At 70.0% G+C, this 21,774-nt stretch carries 22 protein-coding genes; 15 read left to right on the forward strand and 7 right to left on the reverse strand.

What is annotated here, in order from left to right; all coding sequences use genetic code 11:
* Positions 1-202: 202 nt before the first annotated feature.
* Genes MKL09_RS25515 through MKL09_RS25540 form a run of 6 tightly spaced genes read left to right on the forward strand, consistent with a single transcriptional unit; the run spans position 203 to position 4,562 of the window.
* A complete protein-coding gene (locus MKL09_RS25515; RefSeq protein WP_244024816.1) occupies positions 203-781 on the forward strand; it encodes an MxaK protein in 579 nt (192 codons plus the stop codon).
* Positions 778-1,809, forward strand: a complete 1,032-nt coding sequence (locus MKL09_RS25520; protein WP_244024817.1) for a vWA domain-containing protein — start codon at positions 778-780, stop codon at positions 1,807-1,809. The genes MKL09_RS25515 and MKL09_RS25520 overlap by 4 nt, the downstream gene beginning before the upstream one ends.
* Positions 1,810-1,811: 2 nt before the next feature.
* Positions 1,812-2,345 carry an SRPBCC family protein gene (locus MKL09_RS25525; protein ID WP_244024818.1) on the forward strand — a complete coding sequence of 178 codons (534 nt, stop codon included), beginning with the start codon at positions 1,812-1,814 and terminating at the stop codon, positions 2,343-2,345.
* Entirely contained in the window at positions 2,342-3,304 is a 963-nt protein-coding gene (locus MKL09_RS25530) for a YncE family protein (protein ID WP_244024819.1), read from the forward strand. The genes MKL09_RS25525 and MKL09_RS25530 overlap by 4 nt, the downstream gene beginning before the upstream one ends.
* The gene (locus MKL09_RS25535; protein ID WP_244024820.1) at positions 3,301-3,837 is read left to right on the forward strand and encodes an MxaH protein; all 537 of its coding nucleotides are present in this window, start codon (positions 3,301-3,303) and stop codon (positions 3,835-3,837) included. The genes MKL09_RS25530 and MKL09_RS25535 overlap by 4 nt, the downstream gene beginning before the upstream one ends.
* A gap of 38 nt (positions 3,838-3,875) precedes the next feature.
* Positions 3,876-4,562 (forward strand): response regulator transcription factor, encoded by a 687-nt coding sequence (locus tag MKL09_RS25540; RefSeq protein ID WP_244024821.1) that lies wholly within the window; start codon positions 3,876-3,878, stop codon positions 4,560-4,562.
* A 275-nt stretch (positions 4,563-4,837) separates the two neighbouring features.
* Here MKL09_RS25540 and MKL09_RS25545 read toward each other — a convergent pair whose 3' ends face one another.
* On the reverse strand, positions 4,838-5,104 hold the full coding sequence (locus MKL09_RS25545; RefSeq protein WP_244024822.1) for a hypothetical protein: 267 nt from the start codon (positions 5,102-5,104) through the stop codon (positions 4,838-4,840).
* A 179-nt stretch (positions 5,105-5,283) separates the two neighbouring features.
* On the opposite strand from MKL09_RS25545, the gene MKL09_RS25550 reads away from it, so the two are divergent.
* The 7 genes from MKL09_RS25550 (at position 5,284) to MKL09_RS25580 (ending at position 9,114) form a co-directional block, all read left to right on the forward strand.
* A complete protein-coding gene (locus tag MKL09_RS25550) occupies positions 5,284-5,892 on the forward strand; it encodes a PAS domain-containing protein (protein WP_244024823.1) in 609 nt (202 codons plus the stop codon).
* A gap of 111 nt (positions 5,893-6,003) precedes the next feature.
* Positions 6,004-6,228, forward strand: a complete 225-nt coding sequence (locus MKL09_RS25555) for a hypothetical protein (protein WP_244024824.1) — start codon at positions 6,004-6,006, stop codon at positions 6,226-6,228.
* 218 nt (positions 6,229-6,446) lie between these two features.
* Positions 6,447-6,830, forward strand: coding sequence for a hypothetical protein (locus tag MKL09_RS25560; RefSeq protein ID WP_244024825.1), 384 nt, complete (start codon positions 6,447-6,449; stop codon positions 6,828-6,830).
* 42 nt (positions 6,831-6,872) lie between these two features.
* Positions 6,873-7,526, forward strand: coding sequence for a hypothetical protein (locus MKL09_RS25565; RefSeq protein ID WP_244024826.1), 654 nt, complete (start codon positions 6,873-6,875; stop codon positions 7,524-7,526).
* A gap of 258 nt (positions 7,527-7,784) precedes the next feature.
* Positions 7,785-8,237: a MucR family transcriptional regulator gene (locus tag MKL09_RS25570; protein WP_244024827.1), complete on the forward strand. Its 453-nt coding sequence runs from the start codon at positions 7,785-7,787 to the stop codon at positions 8,235-8,237.
* A 312-nt stretch (positions 8,238-8,549) separates the two neighbouring features.
* The gene (locus MKL09_RS25575; protein ID WP_244024828.1) at positions 8,550-8,795 is read left to right on the forward strand and encodes a DUF6894 family protein; all 246 of its coding nucleotides are present in this window, start codon (positions 8,550-8,552) and stop codon (positions 8,793-8,795) included.
* A gap of 40 nt (positions 8,796-8,835) precedes the next feature.
* Entirely contained in the window at positions 8,836-9,114 is a 279-nt protein-coding gene (locus tag MKL09_RS25580) for an adenylosuccinate synthase (RefSeq protein WP_244024829.1), read from the forward strand.
* Between the two features lie 14 nt (positions 9,115-9,128).
* Here the strand turns inward: MKL09_RS25580 and MKL09_RS32125 are convergent, their stop codons facing one another.
* Positions 9,129-9,257 carry a hypothetical protein gene (locus MKL09_RS32125; protein ID WP_279606126.1) on the reverse strand — a complete coding sequence of 43 codons (129 nt, stop codon included), beginning with the start codon at positions 9,255-9,257 and terminating at the stop codon, positions 9,129-9,131.
* A gap of 267 nt (positions 9,258-9,524) precedes the next feature.
* Between MKL09_RS32125 and MKL09_RS25585 the strand changes: the two genes are divergently transcribed.
* Positions 9,525-10,034, forward strand: a complete 510-nt coding sequence (locus MKL09_RS25585) for a DUF3016 domain-containing protein (protein ID WP_244024830.1) — start codon at positions 9,525-9,527, stop codon at positions 10,032-10,034.
* A 181-nt stretch (positions 10,035-10,215) separates the two neighbouring features.
* On the opposite strand, the gene MKL09_RS25590 is transcribed toward MKL09_RS25585, so the two are convergent.
* Complete coding sequence (locus MKL09_RS25590; protein ID WP_244024831.1) at positions 10,216-11,793, reverse strand: PepSY-associated TM helix domain-containing protein; 1,578 nt, start codon at positions 11,791-11,793, stop codon at positions 10,216-10,218.
* Between the two features lie 9 nt (positions 11,794-11,802).
* Positions 11,803-14,154, reverse strand: coding sequence for a TonB-dependent siderophore receptor (locus MKL09_RS25595; protein WP_409566988.1), 2,352 nt, complete (start codon positions 14,152-14,154; stop codon positions 11,803-11,805).
* Between the two features lie 408 nt (positions 14,155-14,562).
* Between MKL09_RS25595 and MKL09_RS25600 the strand changes: the two genes are divergently transcribed.
* Positions 14,563-14,967, forward strand: coding sequence for a helix-turn-helix domain-containing protein (locus MKL09_RS25600; RefSeq protein ID WP_244024833.1), 405 nt, complete (start codon positions 14,563-14,565; stop codon positions 14,965-14,967).
* 26 nt (positions 14,968-14,993) lie between these two features.
* On the opposite strand, the gene MKL09_RS25605 is transcribed toward MKL09_RS25600, so the two are convergent.
* From MKL09_RS25605 to MKL09_RS25615, 3 genes are all read right to left on the reverse strand, one after another.
* The gene (locus MKL09_RS25605; protein WP_244024834.1) at positions 14,994-16,382 is read right to left on the reverse strand and encodes an FAD/NAD(P)-binding protein; all 1,389 of its coding nucleotides are present in this window, start codon (positions 16,380-16,382) and stop codon (positions 14,994-14,996) included.
* A 364-nt stretch (positions 16,383-16,746) separates the two neighbouring features.
* Entirely contained in the window at positions 16,747-17,094 is a 348-nt protein-coding gene (locus MKL09_RS25610) for a hypothetical protein (protein ID WP_244024835.1), read from the reverse strand.
* 252 nt (positions 17,095-17,346) lie between these two features.
* Positions 17,347-21,627: a S8 family serine peptidase gene (locus MKL09_RS25615; RefSeq protein ID WP_279606127.1), complete on the reverse strand. Its 4,281-nt coding sequence runs from the start codon at positions 21,625-21,627 to the stop codon at positions 17,347-17,349.
* Positions 21,628-21,774 lie beyond the last annotated feature (147 nt).

The following is a 21,774-nucleotide window of genomic DNA, read 5'->3' on the forward strand; positions in this document are numbered from 1 at the left end:
GTTCCGGATGAGGCGCAGCGGTGCCTTCTGAACCACCCCCACCTCCAACTCCTCCCCGCAAGGGGGAGGAGAGTGCGCACGTATCCCGGAGAGGCGCGGGTCCCCTCGCCCGCACGGGAGAGGGGGCGCGTTGCGGCTTTCGCAAGCCGGCGCGTGAACACCGTAGCTCTCATGCGAGAGGGCATCCGTGCCCTGTCCAGCCATGCGTGAGTCCGATCGCCGCCTCTGGGGCCGGCTCCGGCCGCGGCTCCTCCTCGCCCTGCCGGTGTTGTTTGGCCTGGCCGCCCTGGGCTTCGGCGTGTCCGCCTGGCGGGCGGATGCGGCCAACCGGAGCATCGCGGCGCTTGAGGCCGGCACAGATCTCGAGGTGGGCGCGGGGGCGCCGGCGCCTGTCCTGGTGGTGCGGGTCGGCTACCTCGCCGGGCACGGGCGGCTGGAGGAGACCGAGCCGCTGGTCGCCGCCCTCGACCGGGCGGGCGCCTCCGACGCCGCGTCCCGCGCTCGCTACCGGGTCGCCAACGCAAGGATGCGCGAGGCCTTCGGGCTCCTGACCCGCGGCGCCCTCGACAAGGCCGGCCCCCAGGTGACCCTGGCCCGCCAGGATTACCGCCGGGCGCTGCGCGACCGGCCGGATTTCTGGGACGCGAAGTTCAACCTCGACGTCGCCTCGCGGCTGATCCGCGATTTTCCGGAGTTCGACCGCGCCAGCGGCGACGAATTGCGCACCGAGCCGAAGCAGATCTGGACCGACATCCCCGGGCAGCCCCGAGGTGGCCCATGAGCCAGCAAACGGTTTTGAAAAGCCTGCCGCTCGCGCGCAACCTGCGTGGGCGCCGCTTCCAGGCCCTGGCCCTCGCGTTGGCGCTGGTCATCGCCGCCCTGGTGGTACCGGCCCTGCCGGTGACGCGCGCGGGCGTGGCCGTGCTGGCGGTGGTGGACATCACCGGTTCGATGAACGTGCGCGACTACGCGGCCGACGGCCGTCCGGCGAGCCGGCTGGACACCGCCAAGGCGGCCCTGCGCCGGCTGGTGGCGGACCTGCCCTGCGGCTCGCGGGTCGCGCTGGCGCTGTTCACCGAGCGAAAACCGTTCCTGCTGTTCGAGCCCGTGGAGGTCTGCGCCGATTTCGCGCCACTGGACGGCGCCCTGGCCGCCCTCGACTGGCGGATGGCCTGGGAGGGCGACAGCCGGATCAGCGCCGGCCTCTACCGGGCGATCGAGATGGCGGCAGGGCTCGGCACGGACCTGCTGTTCGTCACCGACGGCCAGGAGACGCCGCCGCTCCCCGCCGGCCAGGTGCCGCCCTTCGAGGGCAAGCCGGGGGCGGTGCGCGGCCTGATCGTCGGCGCCGGGGCCTACGGCCTGTCGCCGATCCCGAAATTCGACGATCGCGGCCGCGAGAGCGGTTTTTACGCCGAGACCGACGTGCAGCAGGAGAACCGGTTCGGGCCGCCGCCGGCCGATGCCGAATCCCGCGCCGGCTACAATCCCCGCAACGCCCCGTTCGGCGCCGCCGCCGCCCAGGGCAGCGAGCACCTCTCGTCGGTGCGCGAGGGCCACCTGAAGCAGCTCGCCGCCGCCACGGGCCTCGCCTACGCGCATCTCGACGGGCCGGGCGGGCTCGACCGGCCCCTGATCGCGGCCGGGACGCCGCGTCCGCTGCCGGGCCGGATCGACCCGCGCCCCGCGCTGGGCGTCCTGGCACTCGCCCTCATGCTCGGTACCCTGCTGGCGGAGCCCCTGCGCGGCCTTGGCCGCCGCATCACCCCGTTCACCTCCACCTACCGCCTGCGTTTCCGGAAAGCCTGACCATGCGTCGCGTCCTCGCCACCCTCGCCATCCTGTTCGCCGCCGGCACGGCCTTGGCCCACGGGCCAACCCCTCAAAAAGTCGACCAGACCATCACGATCCGGGCGACCCCGGACGCGGTCTGGAAGGTGGTCGGTCCGTTCGGCGGCATCGGCGCCTGGCATCCGGACGTGGCCAAGGTCGAGGCGACGGGAGGCGACGGCGCGGGCGCCGTCCGCAAGGTCACGCTGAAGCGCGGCGGCACCCTGGTCGAGGGCCTCGACGAATGGAAGGGGGCCGAGCGGACCTACTCATACCGTATGTCCGACCCCGATCTCGACGCCCTGCCGGTCTCGTCCTACTCCGCGACCGTCACGGTGACGCCGGACGGCGAGGGCGCGAAGGTCGAGTGGATGGGCCGCTTCTACCGGGGCGATACCGGCAACGAGCCGCCCGAGAACCTGAACGACGAAGCCGGCAAGGAGGCGATGAACCGCTACTTCGCCGAGGGCCTCAAGGGCCTGAAGGCGAAGCTGGAGAGCGGGCCGCAGCGATGAGGTTCGCGCGGCGCCTCGTCTGGGTCGTGAGTCTCGCGCTCGCCGCCGGGCCGGCGGCGGCGGGCTCCGTCTGGGTCGCGAGCCAGCAGGGCGCCCGCGCCACCCGGATCGAGCGGCCGGACGGCGCGCGAGTCGCAGAGGTTGGCGCCGCGGTTGCGGTAGCCTCGTCCCCGGCCGTGGTGACGGCCGCTCCCGGCGGGCGGCTCTATCTCAGCCATCCGGACGGCCGCGCGATCACGGTGATCGCCGCCGACGGGGCGAGCCGGCAATGGCCTGTCCCCGGCCAGCCCTTCGGGCTCGCGGCGGATCCGGACGGACGCAGCCTCTATGTCGGCGACTGGTCCGGCAACCGGGTGCTGCGCCTCTCGGCCGAGACCGGCGCGGTCGAGGCCGAAGTCGCGGTCGGGCGCGACCCGGCCGGGCTCACCCTCGGCGCCAACGGCCGGCTCTACGTGGCCGAACGCGAGGGCCGCAGCGTCGGCGTGGTCGACACCGCCCGGATGGCGCGGATCGCCGGCATCCCGGTCGGCGACGGACCCTTCGCCCTGGCCTACGACCCGGTCCGCGACCGGGTCTACGTCGCCAACGTGCGCAGCAACGACCTCAGCGTCATTGATGCCGGCGCGCTCAAGCCCGTCGCGACGGTGCCGGTCGGGGCGAGCCCCTACGGCGTCGCCATCAGCCCGGACGGGCGGCGCGTGGTCGTCACTAACCAGCATGCCGGCACCGTCTCGATCGTCGACGCGGAGGCGCTCGCCGTCGCCGCCACGGTGCCGGTCGGGCGCTATCCCGAGGGCGTGGCGATCCTCGGCGACCGTGCCTACGTGGCCAACTGGTTCTCCGACGACGTCTCCGTCATCGATCTCGCGACGCTGAGGGAGACGGGTCGGATCCCGGTGGCCGAGGGGCCGCGCACCCTGGTGGCGGATCAGCCGGCTATCGGGGAGGCCGGCCGGTGAGGCGGGCGCTCGCCAGTTTGATCCTCGCCGGCCAGATGGTTGGCAGCCTGTTGCTCGCCGCCTGCGACCGACCCCAGGACTCCGGCTCGGAGGAGGGCCAGGCGGTGGTGGCGCGGACCTCGGAGACCGAGCTGCCCGCCTGGCTGTCGCCCACGGACGGGACCGACCCGGCCCGCTGGCTCGCCGGCCGGGAGGTCGGCCACCCGCTGCCGGCCGGGACCGAACCCGTCCGGACGATGCAGGAGGCGCTCACGGAGGCCAAGGCCGGCTTCATCGAGGATCCGCGGATGATCGCCAATCGCACGGCCCAGCTCGGGCTGATGCTGGCCGAGATCGGCAGGACCGAGCGATACGCGCGGCTGCTCACCGGGTTCAGCACGGTCGCGGCCCGGCGGGGCCGCCACAAGAGCCTCTACGGGGAGATGTGCCAGCACTACTTCAACACCCGCGCCCGGGGCGTCGACCATGCCGCCGCCCTGGCGCTGCTCGCCGATAGGTTCGCGCCCGGCCTCAGTACGGGGGAGTCTCCATGAGGACCCCGCCATGAGGGCCCCGCCATGAGGAGCCCGCCATGAGCGCCGCGCCGCGCCTGGCCGAGCCCGCGTCCCGGCAGTCCGCCCGGCCGCGCGACCTGCTGATCGTCGACGATCACCCGATCGTCCTCCAGGGCTTCCGGCTGCTCGCCGAGGAGGCCGGGATCGCGCGTGTCCACGAGGCCCGCGACATCGTCGGCGCCTACCGCACGTTCCACCGCCACCGGCCTTCCGTGGTGGTGACCGACCTGAGCTTCCGGGACGATGGCCTGTCCGGCCTGTCGTTGATCCGCCGGATCCGCGCGCTGGCGCCGGGCGCGCGGATCCTCGCGCTCAGCATGCACCGCGACCCGGTCATCGTCGCCCGCGTGCTGGAATGCGGAGCCCTGGGCTTCGTGGTCAAGGATGCGCCAGCCGCGTCCTTCCTGGATGCGCTGGAAGCGGTCGCCAACGGCCGCTCCTATCTGCCCCACGACATCGCCATCGAGATCGCGATGCTGAATGCCGGTGCTCACGACCGGCCGCTGGCGAACCTGAGCAGCCGGGAGATGCAGATCCTGGTGCTGATCGGGAAGGGCAAATCCTACGACGAGATCGCCGGGATCCTGACGCTCAACTACCGCAGCGTCGTCAACGCCACGGCCGCGCTGCGGTCCAAGCTCGGCGTCGGCAGCATGGCCGAACTCATGCAGATCGCCGCGTCGCAGGCCCGGACGCAGCCCTGAGGCCCCGCGCTTCCGCCGGCCGAGACACCCGACATCGCGGCGCGCTTGCGGTCGTCGCCGAAGTCGTGCCCGCGCATGAGCTTCTGCGTCGATCGCCGGGGCTCTGCTGCCGCTCGGCGGATGGGCGCCGCATCTCTGGCGGATTTCCGGCCATGAGGCGTTCTCCGAGGTGTTCGGTCACCTGCTCCGGGCTTGGTCGATCGAGATCGTCCGGCGCGACATGATGGGTCCGCGCCTGAGCGCGAGACGGACCTGATCGGAAGCGCCGCGCGGCGTTACGGGGGCAGGGATTCCGCCATAGCCGCCACGCGCGCGACGAAGCGGGCGCGCGTTTCGGGGCTGGCCCCCAGCAGGTAGGCCCGCACCAGATCGAGGAGGATCGCGACGTCCTGCGTGTCGTCGTCCCTCGGCACCGCCGCATCCGTGCCCGATCCGAAGAAGCTTGAAACCGGAACGCCCAGGGCCCGCGCAATCGCGCTCAGCGGGCTTCCGGGCGAGGTCGTTCGGTCTGGCGTGCCCGACGGTTTGGAATCGTCACACATGATCGGTTCAACGCGGCTTGGGATCACTTGTGCGGGCCCCCGCAATGGGGCCTGCCGTTCCAACGGCCCTGCGGCATGAATGCGTCCCGATCCGATCATGAAATTTTCGACAGGATCCCGGAAGAAATGGTACGCTCCCGCACCAAATCGTCCTGACGCGGCCAAGCGGGATCAACACGATGGGACAGCGCTCGAAGACGCCGGTCAACGCGATCGACGGCTTCAGTGAACCGCTCGACCGGCTGCGCGCTGCGCTCGAAGCGTCCTGCGTGGTCGGTGTCTGGGACTGGGACATCGTCCGTCACGTCGTGGTGTACGATGCCGGTGCGGCGCGCTTGCTGGCCGGCGATCCCGCGCTGGCCGAGGTCGAACTCGACGCCGCCGCCGCCATGGGCGCCGTCCATCCCGCGGACCATGCCTGGCTGCTCGATCATGTCCAGCAAGCCTCGAAGTCCGGCGGGCTCGCGATCGCGGAGTACCGGGTCGTCGCGCAGGACGGCATGGTGCGGTGGCTGCTCAGCCGCGGGCGCACGTTTCTGGATCCGAACGGGCGTCCGGTCCGGTCCCGCGGCATCATCATCGACATCACCGAGATGCATCACGGCAGCGAGCGCTACGTCTTGAGCGACGGGTCGGCGCCGGTCGATTCCCTCGAGCGGGCCGCCGACCTGGCCATCGCGCTGAAGCGCACGCTCGACGCCGATACGCCGGCCGAGGTTCGCGCCGCCGCGGATGTGCTGCTGATGAGCCTTGGTTGCGCGATCGCGCGAACCAGCGGCGATCGCTGAACGGCCCGCTCACGCCCGGACGATCATGAATGCGCCCGGGCGGGGATCGCGCGCGGGAACATGCCTCGGTCCTCCCGTCTTGGCCCTCCACGGATCACCCAGGAGGATCACATGGGACAGGATGTCGACGCGGCGCGCGAAGCCTTGGGCACGGTGCCGCCGGCCCGACCGGCGGGGGCAGTGAAGACGCCCGACCCCGGCGCGGGCGGGAGCGGCCCGCACGCGCCGGGCAGTCCCGAAGCGTCGGTCGATGCGGCCCCGGAGAGCGGCGGCTACGACACGCGCCCGCCCGTGCCCCGGCCCGACAACCGCAAGGGCGGCTACGGCGCCGGATGACACGTAATCCGTTTCGGCGGCCGCCGCACTGGCGGCCGCCCCGAGCCGACGAACTTGGGAAGCCTGCGCTTATTCGTGGATATAATTCTAATATTTTTCGGAACCAAACGGGTTTTAGCGTCTGCAAAATTAGATCTTGTTCTGTAGATCTCTAAATCGTGGAACGTATGTCACGCCAGGGGGATTGATGGGGTCGGGAATGATCCACGGAGACCATCATGCGTACCCCCTTGGCTGCCCTCGTCGTCGTCACGCTGTTCGGGTCGAGCGCCCTCGCCCAGACCACGGTGACCGGTACGCCGGCTGCCCCCGACGCCAAGACGAGCCAGCAATCCGGCGGGCAGGACAGCGTTACCCGGCCCAACACCGACAAGATGACCCCCGACGGCGGCGGCACCGCGGCTCATGCCAACGTCCAGTTGGAGAAGGGTGCCAACAGCTTCACCGAGGGTGAGGCCCGCTCGCGCCTCGAAAAGTCCGGCTACGCGGACGCCAAGAACCTCATGAAGGACGAGGACGGCATCTGGCGCGGCACGGCCGCGCAGGGCGGCAAGCAGGTCAAGGTCGGCCTCGATTTCAAGGGCAACGTGTCGGCGCAGTGATCCGCGGCCTGCGCCTCTCGCCCTGCACACAGGAGATTTCTCATGACTCAGCAAACCATTACGGCCCTCTACGACCGTTACGAGGATGCCAGCACGGCTGTCGGCAAGCTCGAGGCCGGCGGCATCCCGCACGGCGACATCAGCCTCGTCAGCAACAATGAGGGCGACCGTCACGCCGGCCGCACGGCGACGGACGGGATCCATGTCAGCGCCGACACCAAGGAGAAGGCCAAGGATGGCACCGGCACCGGCGCCACGCTCGGCACCGTGGTCGGCGGCGCGGCCGGCCTCTTGGCGGGTCTCGGGTTGATCGCGATCCCGGGCGTCGGGCCGGTCGTGGCCGCAGGCTGGCTGGTCGCCACGCTGACGGGCGCCGGGATCGGCGCGGCGGCGGGCGGACTGGGCGGGGCCCTGACCGGTGCCGGCGTCAGCGAAACGGACGCGCATGCCTACGGCGAGGGCGTCCGTCGGGGCGGGACCCTCGTCACCGTCCGCGTCGACGACGCACGCACCACGATGGTGCCGATGATCATGGACGTTCTCGAGGAGCACGGCTCGGTCGATCTCGACCAGAAGACCAGTGCCTGGCGTGCTGACGGCTGGGAGGCTCCGGCTCCCGCGGCCGGCGCCCCGGTCGCAGGAGCGACGGATGGTCGGACTCGGGTCCGGACCTATCCGGGCACCACAAGCCTCTGATCGATCGCTGCAGGCGACCGGTACTTGCCGGAGCACCTTATCTGTCCTTCGGCGGCCGGGACCTGCGTCCCGGCCGTTTCCTGTTCGGCCCTCCGATTGGTGCGCAGAGCCGATGATCCGCTGGCTAAGATTTCGCTCCGGTGCAGCCGAGGAGGCTGACGGCGCGAACAAAATAGCGTTGAAAGCCGGATTTCGTGTGTTGAATCTCTTGTCGTTCCGAAACAACAAGGGGGTGTTGCACGACCAAAAGGGACCAATATGAGCGTGGCATCCTACGAGAAATCTTCCAACTTCACCGATCTGGCGGTTGATCTTGTTGCCGCTTATGTCGCGAACAATCCTGTTCCGGCTACCGAATTGCCGATGCTGATTGCTCGGGTGTACGGTGCAATCGCCAGTCTGGAATCCGGCACGGCGCCGGCCGTGGCCAGCACGGCCATCGCCGTCGACAAGCCGAGCCCCGCCCAGATCCGCAAATCGGTCCAGCCGGACGGGATCGTGAGCTTCCTCGATGGCAAGACCTACAAGACCTTGAAGCGGCATCTGGCCGCCAACGGTCTCAGCCCGCAGAGCTACCGCGAGCGCTACGGCCTGCCGGCCGATTACCCCATGGTCGCCCCAAGCTACGCCGAGCAGCGTTCCGCCCTCGCCAAGGCGATCGGACTGGGTCAGCCCGGTGCCATGGCCAAGCGCAAGGGCAAGGCTGCCTGAGCCCGGGGCGAGGACCCATCTTCGATCGACGGATCGGTTCGCTCGCCCCGCCGACCGCGCACCGCGACCCTGATTGGGCATCCCGGTCGTGGCTTAGCGCGGACTTCAGCACCGCGCGCCCGGCATCAGGCCGATTGCCGCAACCGGCAGGACGGATCTCCACAGCCGGTTCGTGCGGTCACGCGTGCATCCGGACCCCGTTCGCACTAGAACATATAGCGAACAAAATCCGTGGGTTCGGTTCGGCCGGCTGTCCCGATGCCGCGGCCGCGAACTGTTCCGGAGGGCTGTCGATTGATCGAGGAACGGCCGATGCCGACGAGGCTCTACCGCTTCCACTGCACGGACGGGCACGAGCTGGTGACCGATCTCAAGGGCCGGCGCTTGCCGAACATGGCGCAGATGCGCGCCCATGCCGAGCGGGTCGCCCTCGGGCTGATGGAGCGGGTCGAGCGGTTCGACTGGTTGGGCTGGCAGGTCGAGGTCTACGACGCCAAGGGGCGGCGCGTCTGGATCCGGGCGTTCGTCGACGTGAACGTGGATGTGCAGGCCGCGTGAGACGCGACGGCTTGGAAATTAGGAATAGGGAGACACCGAGATGGCGTTCAAGCCGAAATCCGCCGCGGAGACCAAGGCGCGGGATCTGGGCCTGGCACTGGCACGGATCGCCGAGGGCGACGGCACGCCGGCGAGCATCGGGATCGACCAGCTGCGGCGGGTGAGTCCGCGCCTCACGCCCCTCGCGATCGGCCAGATGGTGCGCAAGGAACGCGCGATCGTCGAAGAGACCCTCGCCGAGCGCGGGCTGGCGCTCGTCGACTATGCCGATCAGGGGCCGGGCCGCGGCATGGAATTCGTCATCGACGCGGCGGGATGATCCGGGCGGTCCGATCAGGCGACCGCCGGACGACCCCGCAGCAGACGTCCGGCCAGGCGGAACGGCAGGAGCGGCAGCTTGAACAAGGCCGTAAGGGCCAGGACCGCGATGACGGTGAGGATCGCCAGGAAAGAGTTGAGCAAGCGGTGCGCGCTCCCATGAAGGGCTGCCCTCGCGGGCTGATGGCGACAGGTGGCGCCCGGAACGCGGCGAGACTATGGACGCCACAGCCGTCGATTGCATGTGTGCGCGGCCGGCCCCCGTCGCTCGAGGCGCGGAAACGGATGGCCGTTCAAAGGGTTTTCCCTGGTGCGTGACGTTCGTCTGCCCCGGTCCCGGCGATCCGGCATCCGGCCCGGCGACACACGGCCGCAACCACGGATCAGGACACGCGAGATGATGGGTTCGACATGAGCAAGCGCGCTGCAGCCGGGGCCGGCCTCGTCCTGGCCGCGATGCTGCTGGCGGCCGCACCGGCCGCTGCCGAGGTGCAGGTCCGCTACGCCGCGCCGGAACGCTTCACCGACGCGGAGAACCGCTTCGCCTCGGGCCAGCCGCTCCGGGTGACGCTGGCCGAGCTGACGCGGATCCTGGTCGATCTCGGCCAGGCCCGGCTTCGCCCGGACGAGCGCCTGGACATCACCGTCCTCGACATCGATCTCGCCGGGTTCGACCGCCCGGGCTTCGCCTCGCCGACCGGCGTCCGCGTGGTGACCGACGCCACGCCGCCGCGCATCCGTCTCGCCTACGCGCTGCGCCGGGGCGGCCGCATCGTCGCGCAGGGCGAGGATACGGTCACGGACATCAACTTCCTGCTGACATCCAACCCACGCTTCTCCACCGGCGGCCTGTATTACGAGCGCCAGCTCCTGCGCGACTGGTTCGCGAAGCGGTTTCCCAGGGGCGCGGAGCGGGGTTGAGTCACCACCCCCTTCGGGGGCCCCCCTCCTTCGCAGAGGGGGGGGAAGGGAGAAGCGCGCGCTTTTATATTGCGCCCGGCATCTCCGGACAGGCTCGTTCATAGGATGGCATCGGCAACTGGGATGGCGCTTCGCACAATCCGAGCCGTCCAAGGCCCCGCACGCGACAGATCGACCAAGATCACTCGGCGGCGGTGCCGCTCAAGGCCTGCCGGGGCGCGCTGCGGGAGCGCGCGGGCCGGGTGCCGTTGGAGGAGCGGGCGGCCTTGCCGGCGGCGAAGAGCAGGAGGGCCGCCAAGCCGAGCAGGACGAGATCGACCCCGACGAACAGCGGATCGACCGGGTCGCCCGCCCCGTAGGCCCGCTGCATCCGCCCTCCATCGGCCGCGGCGGCGGCCGCGTACAGGGCGGCGGCCGCACTCAGGACCTCTGGCCAGGCCCGGCGCTGGGGACGCAGCAGACCGATCGCGGCGATCAGCACCCAGACGGCGAAGAACCCGCGGATCTCCCAGAGCGCCCGGTCGGGCAGCCCCACCGGCAGGATCCGGTTGGTCAGGAAATAGCCCGCGATGGCCGCCGGAAGCCCGGCGATGGTCGCGATGTTGAGGCCCCGGACGAGGCGCAGGCCCGGATGCAAGGCGGTCCCGGCCTTTTTGGGCAGGCGCGCCACCGACCACAGCAGCAGGCCCGTGGCCACCATGGCGCTGCCGGCGAGCCCGCACAGGAAGAACAGCACCCGCAAAGCCGGCCCGGCGAAATGCGCCTCGTGCAGGCCGACCATCGTGGTGAAGGTCTTGGCCGCCGGCTTCAACCCGCCCGCCCGGACCTCCACGATGGCGCCGGTGGTGCCGTCGAAGGCGACCTGCGGATGCTCGTGCGCGAGCCCGTGCGGCTCCTCGAACACGACCACCACGGTGGCGTTCGCGTCCTTCGGGTTGGCGATCGAGATCCGCTCCAGGGGCTCGTGGATCGTCTCCTGCGCGCGCGCCAGCATCGGGCCGACGGGCGCCAGGGTGCCGGGCCGGCCCGCGGGCGGGCGCGGTGCGGTGATCTGGCCGGCCTCGGCGAAGAAACGCTGCGTGTCGCCCCGATAGGCCGTGGTCACGCCCCAGGGCATGTACAGGAACGACAGGGTGACGAGCCCCGTATAGGTGATCATCAGGTGGAACGGCAGGGCGAGCACGCCCGTGACGTTGTGGGCGTCGAGCCAGCCGCGCTGGGCGGACTTGTCCCGCCGGAAGGTGAAGAAGTCGGCGAAGATCCGCCGATGGGTGATGATGCCGGAGATCAGCGCCATCAGCATGATCATCGCGCAGATGCCGACGACCCAGCGGCCCCAGAGGGGCGCCATGTTCAGCTCGAAATGGAAGCGGTAGAGGAAATTTCCGCCCCGCGTGTCGCGGACCGCCGCCGGTGCGCCGCTCGCCGGATCGAGGAAGACGCGGCTCGGCGGCTGGCCCGGCGCGGTCCGCCAGAACAGTTCGAACAGGGGCAGGTCCGGGCGGGGCGGCGTGATCGACCACGCCCGGGCCTCGCCCGCCTGTGCCTGCAGGTAGGCGACGCCGCGCTCCACGGCGGCGGCCGTCGCTTCGGGGCCGAGCGTGGCAACGGCCTGGAGTTCGGGCCGCATCCAGCGCGAGATCTCGATCCGGTAGTAGCTCGCGGTCCCGGTGAAGAAGACCGTAAACAGCACCCAGCCGACGATCAGGCCGGACCAGGCGTGCAGCCACGCCATCGACTGCCGGAAGCTGTTGCGCATCAGGCTATCTCACCAGCGATAGCGCAGGGTTCCGTAGACCGTGCGCGGCAGGCCGTAGAAGCAGGCCGAGTAGGAGAGGCAGCTCGAGACGAAGCGCTCGTCGAGCAGGTTCTGGACGTTCAGCTCCGCCGTGAGGCCCGCCAGGCTCGGAGCGAAGTGCCGCATGTCATAGGACGCGATCGCGTCGACCACCACGCTCTCCGGCACCTGGAAGGTGTTGGCCGGATCGCCCCAGGACGGGCCGAGATAGCGCACACCGCCACCGATCCCGAGGCCCAGCAGGGGGCCGTCGATAAAGCGGTAGTTCGCCAGCAGCGAGATCGTCGTGTCCGGCACCTGTACCGGGCGCCGCCCCTGGAGCGGCACCGACAGCCGGGTGAGGTCGTTCGTCGTGTTGCCGGTATCTCGCACGTTGCGGATGTCGAGGAGCGAGACGCCGCCGATCAGCGTCAGGCCCTCGGCCAGATTGGCCCGCGCCTCGAACTCGACGCCCTGGGCGCCGACTTCGCCGGTCTGGACCACGAAGCCCTGGCGCAGGGGATCCGCGGAGGTCCGGTTCGACTGGCGGATGTCGAAGACTGCGGCGGTCAGCAGGATGTCGGTGCCCGGCGGCTGATACTTGATGCCGGCCTCATACTGGTCGCTGCGGACCGGATCGGGCACGCGGCCCACCGACCCGAAGGCGCTGTCGAACACGCGCCCGCTCACGATCGGCTCGAAGGCCTGGCTGTAGGACACGTACGGCGCCACGCCGCTGTCGAACTGGTACAGCAGACTCGCGCGATAGGTCAGGGCGTCGGAGGGCGCGTCCTGGAGCGTCAAGGTGCTGGTGTTTCCGGAAAAACTGCGGGTCGGGCCGGTCTGGCGGGCGACGTCGTAGCGCCCGCCGAGCGTCAGCACGACCCGATCGAACTTCGCCTGGTCCTGAAAGTACACGCCGGTCTGCTGCGCATCGACCCGCGCGGTGGTGTTGAAGGCCGGGAAGGCGATGTTCATGGCATAGTTCGGCGCCAGGATGTTGAGGTCCGGGGCGCTCGGGAACGGGGTGCCGCTGGTGCGGGTGCTGAAGGTCCGATGATCGACGCCCAGCAGGGCCGTGTGTGCGATGAACCCGGTATCGAACTCGGCGATGACGTTGTTGTCCATCGTGTAGGCTTCGGCCGCCACGTTGGTGCCGATGATCGAGCGCGCCAGGAGAGGCCCGCTGGCTGTCGGGCCGTTCCGGTCGTTGAAGGCGCCGTAGACGCTGCGGTAGTCGCCCTGGTTGCGCAGGTAGCGCCCGGCCGAGTGGAACCGCAGGTTCTCGCCGATACGCTGGTCGAACAGGTACTCGATCGAGGCCTGGGTCCGGTCGGAGCGCTCGATGTTGCGATCGCCGTCGTAGAAATTCACCGGCAGCCGTCCGAACAAGCCGCTGCCGAAATTGCGCGGGAACACGGTGCCCACCGCCGGAAAGCCGCCGTAGAAGCCCGAGAACGGATCACGCTGGTAATTGCCGATCAGGGTGAGCGACGTGTCGGTGGATGGGCGCCAGGTGATGCTCGGGTTGATGAAGGCCCGCTCGACCTTGGTGGTCGCGGCCGGCCCGTCGCCGTTCCAGCCGAGCCCGATCACCCGGTAGGCGAACTGGTCGGCCAGGCCCGGGATGTCGGACGCGATCGGGCCGCCGACGTCGAAGCCGCTCCGGACCTCGTTGAAACCGCCGCCCTGTAGGAAGACCTCGCCGTGGTGGACGAATTGCGGCACCTTCGAGACCAGGTTGACGATGCCGCCCGGGCCCGACTGCCCGTACAGGACCGAGGCCGGCCCCTTGATGATGTCGATCCGCTCCAGACGGTAGACGTCGATCGACGTGTTGGCGTCGCGCCCACCGATGACCGCCATCTGATCCAGGAAGACCGGGGCCGTGAAACCGCGGATGTTGAACAGTTCCAGGCGGGTCGAGCCGGCACCGCCGCGCGACTCGGCGAAGACGCCCGGGGTGTAGCGCAAAGCCTGGGTGACCGTCAGCGCGTTCTGGTCCTCGATCTGCTGGCGGCCGATGACCGAGATGGATTGGGCCGTCTCGAGGATTGGGGTGTCGGTCTTCGTGCCGACCGTGCTGCGGCTGGCGACGTAGCCGGGAACCGCGCCGACCGCTCCGCGGGCGCCGTACAGGTCGCCGTTGAGGATCCGGCCGCTTCCCTCGCCCGTCACGCTCAATTCGGAGAGCTCGATATCGGTCGCGGGCGCGGTCTGCTGCGCCCGGGCCGGGCCGGGCGCGATCATGGCACAAGTCGTGGAAAGCAACGCAAGATACAGGGATCCGGCCAGCGACCGTTCGATTGCGCTCCAGGTCGGTTCAGCCCGGGACCGGTTCATCTTGATGCCTCTAACGCGAGCACAAAAACGACCGTGCTCTCTACGAAAACCGCAGCCTCACGCGGCCGTGATCGTGTTGGCATCAGAGTATTGGTCGAAGCAACCGCTATGTTGTAGATCAATTCTAATATAACTTGGATCCATTCCAAGTTGAGTTCGATCTTGCCCGATGATCCTCGGGATCGAGGCCAATCCTCGGTCCCGGCCGCCTGCTGCGGATCAACACTTCGCGCGTTCCGGTCGACGACGCGATGACGCGGTGGCATCGACGCGCCGATACGGCCAAGATATGCATGTTGCACAAGCGAGGGTTGCATGGCGGTGCGAAACTCAATCGTGCGCGATGCAGTTAAGCAGCCTGTGGATTGTGGTCGACCTCGACCCCACGCCGTGAGAGACCGTTTCGACATGACCACCGTGACCAAACCGAAGCTGGCGACAGACGCCGATCGCGCGATCGGGAGCCGCATCGCGGCCCTCCGGGCCGCGCAGGGCCTGAGCCAGACGACGCTCGGTCACGCGATCGGCGTGAGCTTTCAGCAGGTGCAGAAGTACGAGAAGGGTCGCAACCGTGTCGGCGCGAGCCGCCTCCAGATGATCGCGGACCAGCTCAAGGTGCCGGTCGAAACGTTTTTCGCAGATAAGTCGCCGATGGATGCAGGCGCTGAGCCCGTCCAGGCCCTCTTCGACGATCCCGAGATCATGGATCTCGTGGCGGCGTTCCGGTCGATTCCCGACCAGACCACGCGCACCGGCGTTCTGTCCATCGTGAAGGCCGCCGCCGCGCTCCGTCAGGGCGGCACCGATGCCTGACCGGAACGGGTAATCGATCCTCAGATCTAGTTGGCAAGCAGGCCGCCCACCGTGGTCTCGATGTGATGCGCGATGTCGGGGGCGCCGGTCATCTCGCCGAAGCTGCCCCGGGTCATCGGCCCGAACGCATAGAGGCCGGGCCGGGGCCGGCCCGTGGCATCGAGCACGCGGCTGAGGCGATCGACGGCAAGGCCGAGACCGACCGCGTCGAGGCTGGCGGTCCCATCGGCGATCAGGGCGGCGACCAGTGGGTTGCGGGTAACGTCACGCTCCGGCCCGGTGCACAAGACCACCGCGTCGAACCGGCGACGCTCGGTTTCGCCGCGGCTGGGTCGCAGTTCCGCCTCCAACCGCCCGTCCGGGCCGAGATCCAGGCCGGTCACGGCGGCCCGCTCCACCGTCAGGCGGCCCTCCGCCCGGGCGCGCGTCAGCGCCGCTTCGATCTGCGGCGCGATGCGGAAGCGATGGACCTCCCAGAACGGCAGCAGACGTTGAACGACACGCCGCTTCTCCGCGGCCGGCAGACCGGACCAGAGATCGGGCAGAGCGACGCGCAGGGAATCGACGACCGGGTGCCAGCCCAGGGCCGGATCGATCGCGGCGACTTCCCGCCGAACCAACCGGAGCAGGTCCAGCGCCGTGCGGGGCGGCTGTGCGCCGACGACATCGAGATCCATCCGGAAGATCCCGTGGGCCTTCGGCAGGAGGCCCCGCCGGGATATCGCGGTGATCGGGCCGCGATGACCCCCGGCATCGAGGCTCGTCACCACGTCCGCCATGGTCAGCCCAGTGCCGACCACCAGAACGGAGGTGTCCGGTCCGATCCCGGCGAGCGCATGGGCTGCCCAGGGATCGGCGACGAAGCGGCGAGATTCCGCGACCCCGGGACCGAGCCGGCAGGGTCGTGCAGGCGTGGCGTGACCGAAGCACAGGGCGACGCGGTCGGCCGTGATCCGCTCACCCGATCGGGTGACGATCATCCACGCCCCGTCCACCGCCTGCACCTCTTGAGCGGTCGTGCGCAGGTGGTGCAGGCGCACACGGTCTGACGAAGTCGCGAGGGTCTGAGCCAGGACGGCGCCGATATAGGATCCATACGCGGCCCGCGGCACGTAGGCACCCGTCTCGTCCTCGCAGGCGGGATCGGGCAGGACGCCACGGGCGTACAGCCAAGCGGTGGCGGCCCCGGACTCGCCCGCGGCGATGTCGAGACGGTCGCTCGGCACGTTGATGCGGTGGGAATGGTCTCGGGTGCTGTAGGCAACGCCGCGCCCGAGCTCCGCCCGGGGCTCCAGCACGGTGATGTCGAGAGGGCCCGTTGAGGCCGGCACAGCATGGATGCATAGGACCGCGCCGGTGAAACCGCCGCCGATGATGGCGAGGCGCAGGGCGCTTGAGGTCGGTGGCGTGGCCAAAACGTGTCCCCGAAGATTGCGGGACATCTTCGAAACAGGCGGACGCCGTCGGCGCAACCCCGAAGTGAAAGGCTGCGGCGCCGATCACGATCGGCGGGCGGCGGATCCGGGATATACCCATGCACCACGCCATCGGCGGAACGGCTTTGTCTCGATCTCCGAACGCCCGGCTTTGGTGAGAGGCCGATCGCTTGATGCCTGCACGTACCCGTCCGGCCTGAGCCGGAGCCGCGGAGCGGCTCTGCCGATGATCCTGGGAGGAAAAAGCCAGACCCGATGTTTCACGAGAAACATCGCGCCAGCATGCTCACCGCCTCGATGCGGAAGGCTCGCGACGTTGGTAGCCCGCTCGTAGCGCCCGGATCTAAGCCGCCACCGGACTAAACTGCAGGAAGGCACTCGCGAAGGCCGCAACGCCCGACAATGCGCCGGCTGCACGGTAGGCATTCGCCGGCAGCCGACGTCCGGATAGGGTCAAGCTCAATGCCGGCAACGCGACCAGATTCACGACGACGCCCGCCAGCACGGCCGCCGCAATCGCCCCGAGCGGCAGATACAGGGCGCCTATCAGGACGTGCCGGGTATCGCCCAGGCCGGTGACCATCCGAATGCCGCCGCCAGTCAGGAAGCCGATCGCCGCCGCCGCGGTGATCGCTTCGCGAAACATCGGGATGCTCGGCCTGGCGGGATAACGGATCTCGATCGCTCTCATGTCGACCCTTACGCAAACGTGCGGACCGATGGTCGCCGATCGCATTGTTGATTACAATCGTGAGTTGTACTTAGTGATCAAACTACACGCTGAGGGCCTGGCGAGATGGTTAAGCGGCCGGCGACCGGTGCCGTGCCCATCAAATCCGAACGTGGCGCACATGGGGGCGGAACGGCTCCCTACGGACCCTGAGCCTTCGCCCGAAAGCCTCCGATCGCCGCGACCCGAAAGCCGCCGCGATCGGGAATCCGCTTACCAAGCGGCCTGCAGGCCGGCAGAGAAGACCTGAGCGTTGGCGCCGGGTCGGACTTCGCCCGAGTAGCTCGCCGAGAGGGAGAAGCCCTCCGCCACCGGGCCGGACAGGCTCACGCCCAGCACGGCCCCGTCCTGGGCCAGCGCGCTCGTGCGGGTCGAAAACGGCGCCCCGAACAGGCTGGAGCGCACCAGAGCCGCGGTGTCGGCCAGCTCGTGCGCCCAGTACGCTCGGGCTTCGAGGCGCAGACCCGCGGCCTCGTCCACCGCGAGGCTGGCGAGCCGGCCGCCGGCCAGGAGCCGCGCATTCTCGAGCGCCGCCGTGGTGAAGGCCTGCGCGGCCAGCCCGCCGCGCTCGGCCACGCGGCCCCGGCTCAGCCGGTCGTAGCTGAAGCCCAGCTCCGGCACGAACTCCACCGGCAGGCCGGTGCCGATCGCATAGCCGGCAAATCCGGACAGGCCGAGATCGGCCCCCCCGGGCGCGCCGCTGGCCCGCACCAGCGCCGAGCCCAGCGTCACCGTCCGGTTGACCCGGCCATCGGCATAGGCGCCCCCGGCCGTGCCGCGCAGCACCACCGCGCCCAGCCGGGCGCGGCCGTAGAGCGTGCCGCCGTAGCTGTCGGCGCTGAACGTCCCGAGCCCGATGCCCGCCCCGCCGTTCCGGGACGCGCCGGTCTCGCGCAGGTAGCTGAACGCGCCGCCCACGACCGTGTCGCGCCCGACCTGACGGTCGACCCCGAGCAGCAGGCCGCCGGCATCGAGATCCGCCCCGCCCGCGGCGCGGTCGCCGCCGCGGCTGCCGAAGCCGTAGAGGGCGTCCGCCCAGATCCGGCCCTCGCCGGTCGCCAGCGGCTGGTCGGGGGCTCCCGCGCCGCCGCGCAGGTCGAGCGCGGTGCGGTTGGGTCCGAGCCCGGCGCCGCCGGCGCTGAAGCTGGCACTGCCGCCGCCGCCGAGGGTCAGGTGCCGGTCGATCGTGGCGGTGACCAGCCGGCGCGCCGTCAGGTCGGCGACCAACGCATCGCCGTAGCTCTGGCCCGACAGGCTCGCGAGCCCACCCGCCAGGGTGGCGGGGGCGGCGGCGTAGAGCGGATCGAACACCCGCGCCCGGGCCGCGTCGGGCCGCGTGCCGGCATCCGGCCGGGCCAAATCGAGGGCCGCGCCCACCGCCCGGGCATTGCCGGTCTGGGCCAGGCCCAGGGGGGCGAGGTTGCCGTAGGCGGCGGGCGTCACCACCAGGTCGAGGCCGGTGGTACCGTAGAGTGCGTCGAAGCGTGTGGCTGCGGCCAAGCCGGCTGCCGGCTGGGCCAGGCTGCTGAACGAGCCGCCGAGACCCGCCTGCGCCACCAGCACCGAGAAGCGCTGGCCGAGCGCCGGGGTGAAGGTGTTGCCGGCATTGCCGGTGATGCCGCGCAAGCTCGGCACGAGGGGGCCGTTGGCCGCCACCGCGCCGCTCGGGCCGAGAGCCAGCAGGCGGGAATAATTGCCCGCTCCGGCGCCGGTGCCGGTCCCGTCGATGTCGAGCCCGAAGACGCTGCCGGGGGCGAAGCTCACCGGGCCGGCCACCGTCAGGGTGCCGGGCGAGTTGCCGGGCCGCAGGGCGCCGGCCACCGTCACCGGGGCGGCGACCGTGCCGGTGCCGCGCAGGGTCCCGGCTTGCGCCACCGTGACGGGCGAGGTCCAGAAACCGTTGAGCGACAGCGTACCCGCCTGGATCGTGGTCGGGCCGGAGAAGCGGCCGGAGCCGGTGAGGTTCAGCGTGCCGGTGCCGACCTTGGTCAGCGTCGTGGCGCTGCCGCCGTCCACGATGGTGCCGGCATAGGTCGACGAGCCGGCGCTGCCGACCGTAAGCCGGCCGTTGCCCAGGACGGCTCCGGCCGAGCCGGACAGGTTCGCGACGCTGAACGCGCCGCCGCCGAGGTCGAGCGGGCCGGAGGTGGAAAGCGCGGTGATCCCGGTGATCGAGCCGGTGAACAGCAGGGCGCCGGTGTTGCTCAGGGCACCATTGAGCTGTCCGGACAGGCGGGCGGTGCCGGTGTTGGACACGGGGCCGTTCAAGGTGCCGTCGCTGACCAGCAGCCCGGCATTGCCGATCTCGGCGGCCGACAGGCTCGCCCCGGAGGCGACCGCGACCGTGCCGGCGTTGCCGAGCGCGCCGGCCAGGCCGTAGGCGCCGCCGCCCGCCACCGCCAGGGTGGCGCCGGCGGCGTTGGTGAAGGCGCCGTCGCTGGCGACCGTGCCGGTGACCGCGAAGGTGCCGGCGGCGTTCCGGATCGCGCCGTCGACCCGGCCGGCGCTGGCGACCAGGGTCCCGGTGTTGATCACGCCGCCGGAAAGCGTGCCGCTGGTGGTGAGGATGCCGGTATTAGTCACGCCGCCGCCGATCGTGCCGGTGTTTGCGGTGTAGCCGGCATTCGCGAGGCCGCCGGAGATCCAGCCGCTGCTGGTCAGCGTGCCGGCATTGGTCACGCCGCCGGTGATCGAGCCGGTGTTGGTCGTGTAGCCGGCATTGGCCAAACCGCCGGAGGCGGTGCCGGCGTTGAGGAAAATTCCGGCCGTGCCGACGGTGATCGGTGAGACGAGGCTGCCGGTCGCCGTCAGCGCCAGCGTGCCGGCCACCACCAGGGTGCTGCCCGTATAGGTGTTGGCTGCCGACAGGCTGGCGGTACCGGGCCCGGTCTTGACCAGCGCGCCCGGCCCGGTCCCGTCCGCGATCACACCAGCGAAGCTGGAGGTCCCGGTATCGATCTGGAGCGTGCCGGTGCTGTTCAGCGTCACCGGTCGGGCGGTGGCAAAGCCGTCGGCCAGCACCTCCAGGGTGCCGCCGCCGAAGCTCAAGCCGCCGCTGGCCGCGCCGAGGTTGCGGTCGGCCAGCACGCCGAGGACGCCGCCGTTGATGGTGGTGCCGCCCGCGTAGCTATTGGTGCCGGTGAGATCGAGGATGCCGGCCCCGGTCTTGATCAGGCCGCCTGGCCCGGAGATGTCGTTGGCGAAGCGGCCGTAATAGCCCTGGGTGTCGACCGTCCAGGTGGAGGTGAACTGGCCCGGCCCGTCGATCGCCTTGCCGAGGTTGAGCAGGCCCCAACCGTAGATGTAGGCCGGCCCGATTGGGGTGGCGGTGGTGAACATCGTCTGGGCGATCTGCGGCGCCGTGAGGAACGGGAAGGCTTGGCGCAGAACCGCGGCCGCGCCTGCGACGTGCGGCGCCGCCATCGAGGTGCCGCTCATGAGATCGTAGCCGCCGGGGACGGTCGAGAGGATGTTGAACCCTGGCGCGGCAATGCACCAAGCGGCGGTGACGCCGCACCAATTGCTGAACCAAGCGATCGCGTTGTTGCGGTCGGTGGCGACGACGGAAACGATCGAGCCGGCGACACCCGAGAAGTCGATCCAGCTCTGGTCGATCGGGTGACCCGCATCATCGTAGAACTGGTAGACGTCCCTGTCCGCGTTGCCGGGACGAATATAGGGATACAGAGCTGCCCCGCTCGGGTTCACGGAGATGACGGGTTGATCACGGCGATCGTTGCCGGCCGCGAACACGAGCAGCATGCCGCTGTCGGCCGCCCTCTTGATCGCGTCGTACTCGCTCTTCGTTTGATCGAGTCTGTATTGTTGACCTTGAAGTTCCACGTAATTCGGATTGGGAATCCGATTTCCCTGATCGTCTCTGATGTAGAGTTGGGGCAATGCGGGCCCATAGCTGCCGTTGAAGATCCTCGCGCCCTGCCGGGTCGCGTGGTCTATGGCCCCGGAGCCATCCACGTCGAGGTCCGGTATGATCTTCGACGCGCTGGAGGGCGGCAGCGTGTAGAGGGTCAAGATCGTGCTGTCGTAGGCGACGCCCATGGTGCCGAAGCCGTCTCGGGCCGCGCCGATCGTGCCCGACACGTGCGTGCCATGCCCCTGCGTGTCTTGGACGAAAGCGGGATCGAAGATGATGCCGGGGGCCGAGAAGAAGTTTCGTGACGCAGGCGAGATTCGCCCGGCGAATTCCGGATGATTCCGATCGATGCCGGTATCGTAGACCGCCACCAGCACGCCGCGGCCGGTGAAGCCGCGTGCATAGGCGGTCGCGGCGTCGATCTGGGCGAGGCCCCAATCGGCCCGGTACTCGGGCGTGTCGAAATCCGCTGCCGTCAGGCTCTGGAATGAGGGCGAGCGTCTCGTGACGCTTTGAGCGCCCGCCGGCTCCAGAGGCGCAACCAGCGCGGCGAGGGAACAGCCGAGCAGGAGGCCGCGCCGCGCCCGGCCGTGCCGATGTCCGGCGCGGAACGCTCGCATGACAGAGCCGCCGCATTCGCCCACATGGCTGATGGGATCATGCTGGTCCGACATGAGAAGCGTCCGTACAGTCTTGATGAAGGCGAGATTTCGACCTTAAGCCGGCGCGCGTTCTACAGGCTATGACCGCACCGCCACACGATGCGT

It is taken from the genome of Methylobacterium sp. J-048, from assembly GCF_022829515.1.
Taxonomy (GTDB): Bacteria; Pseudomonadota; Alphaproteobacteria; order Rhizobiales; family Beijerinckiaceae; genus Methylobacterium.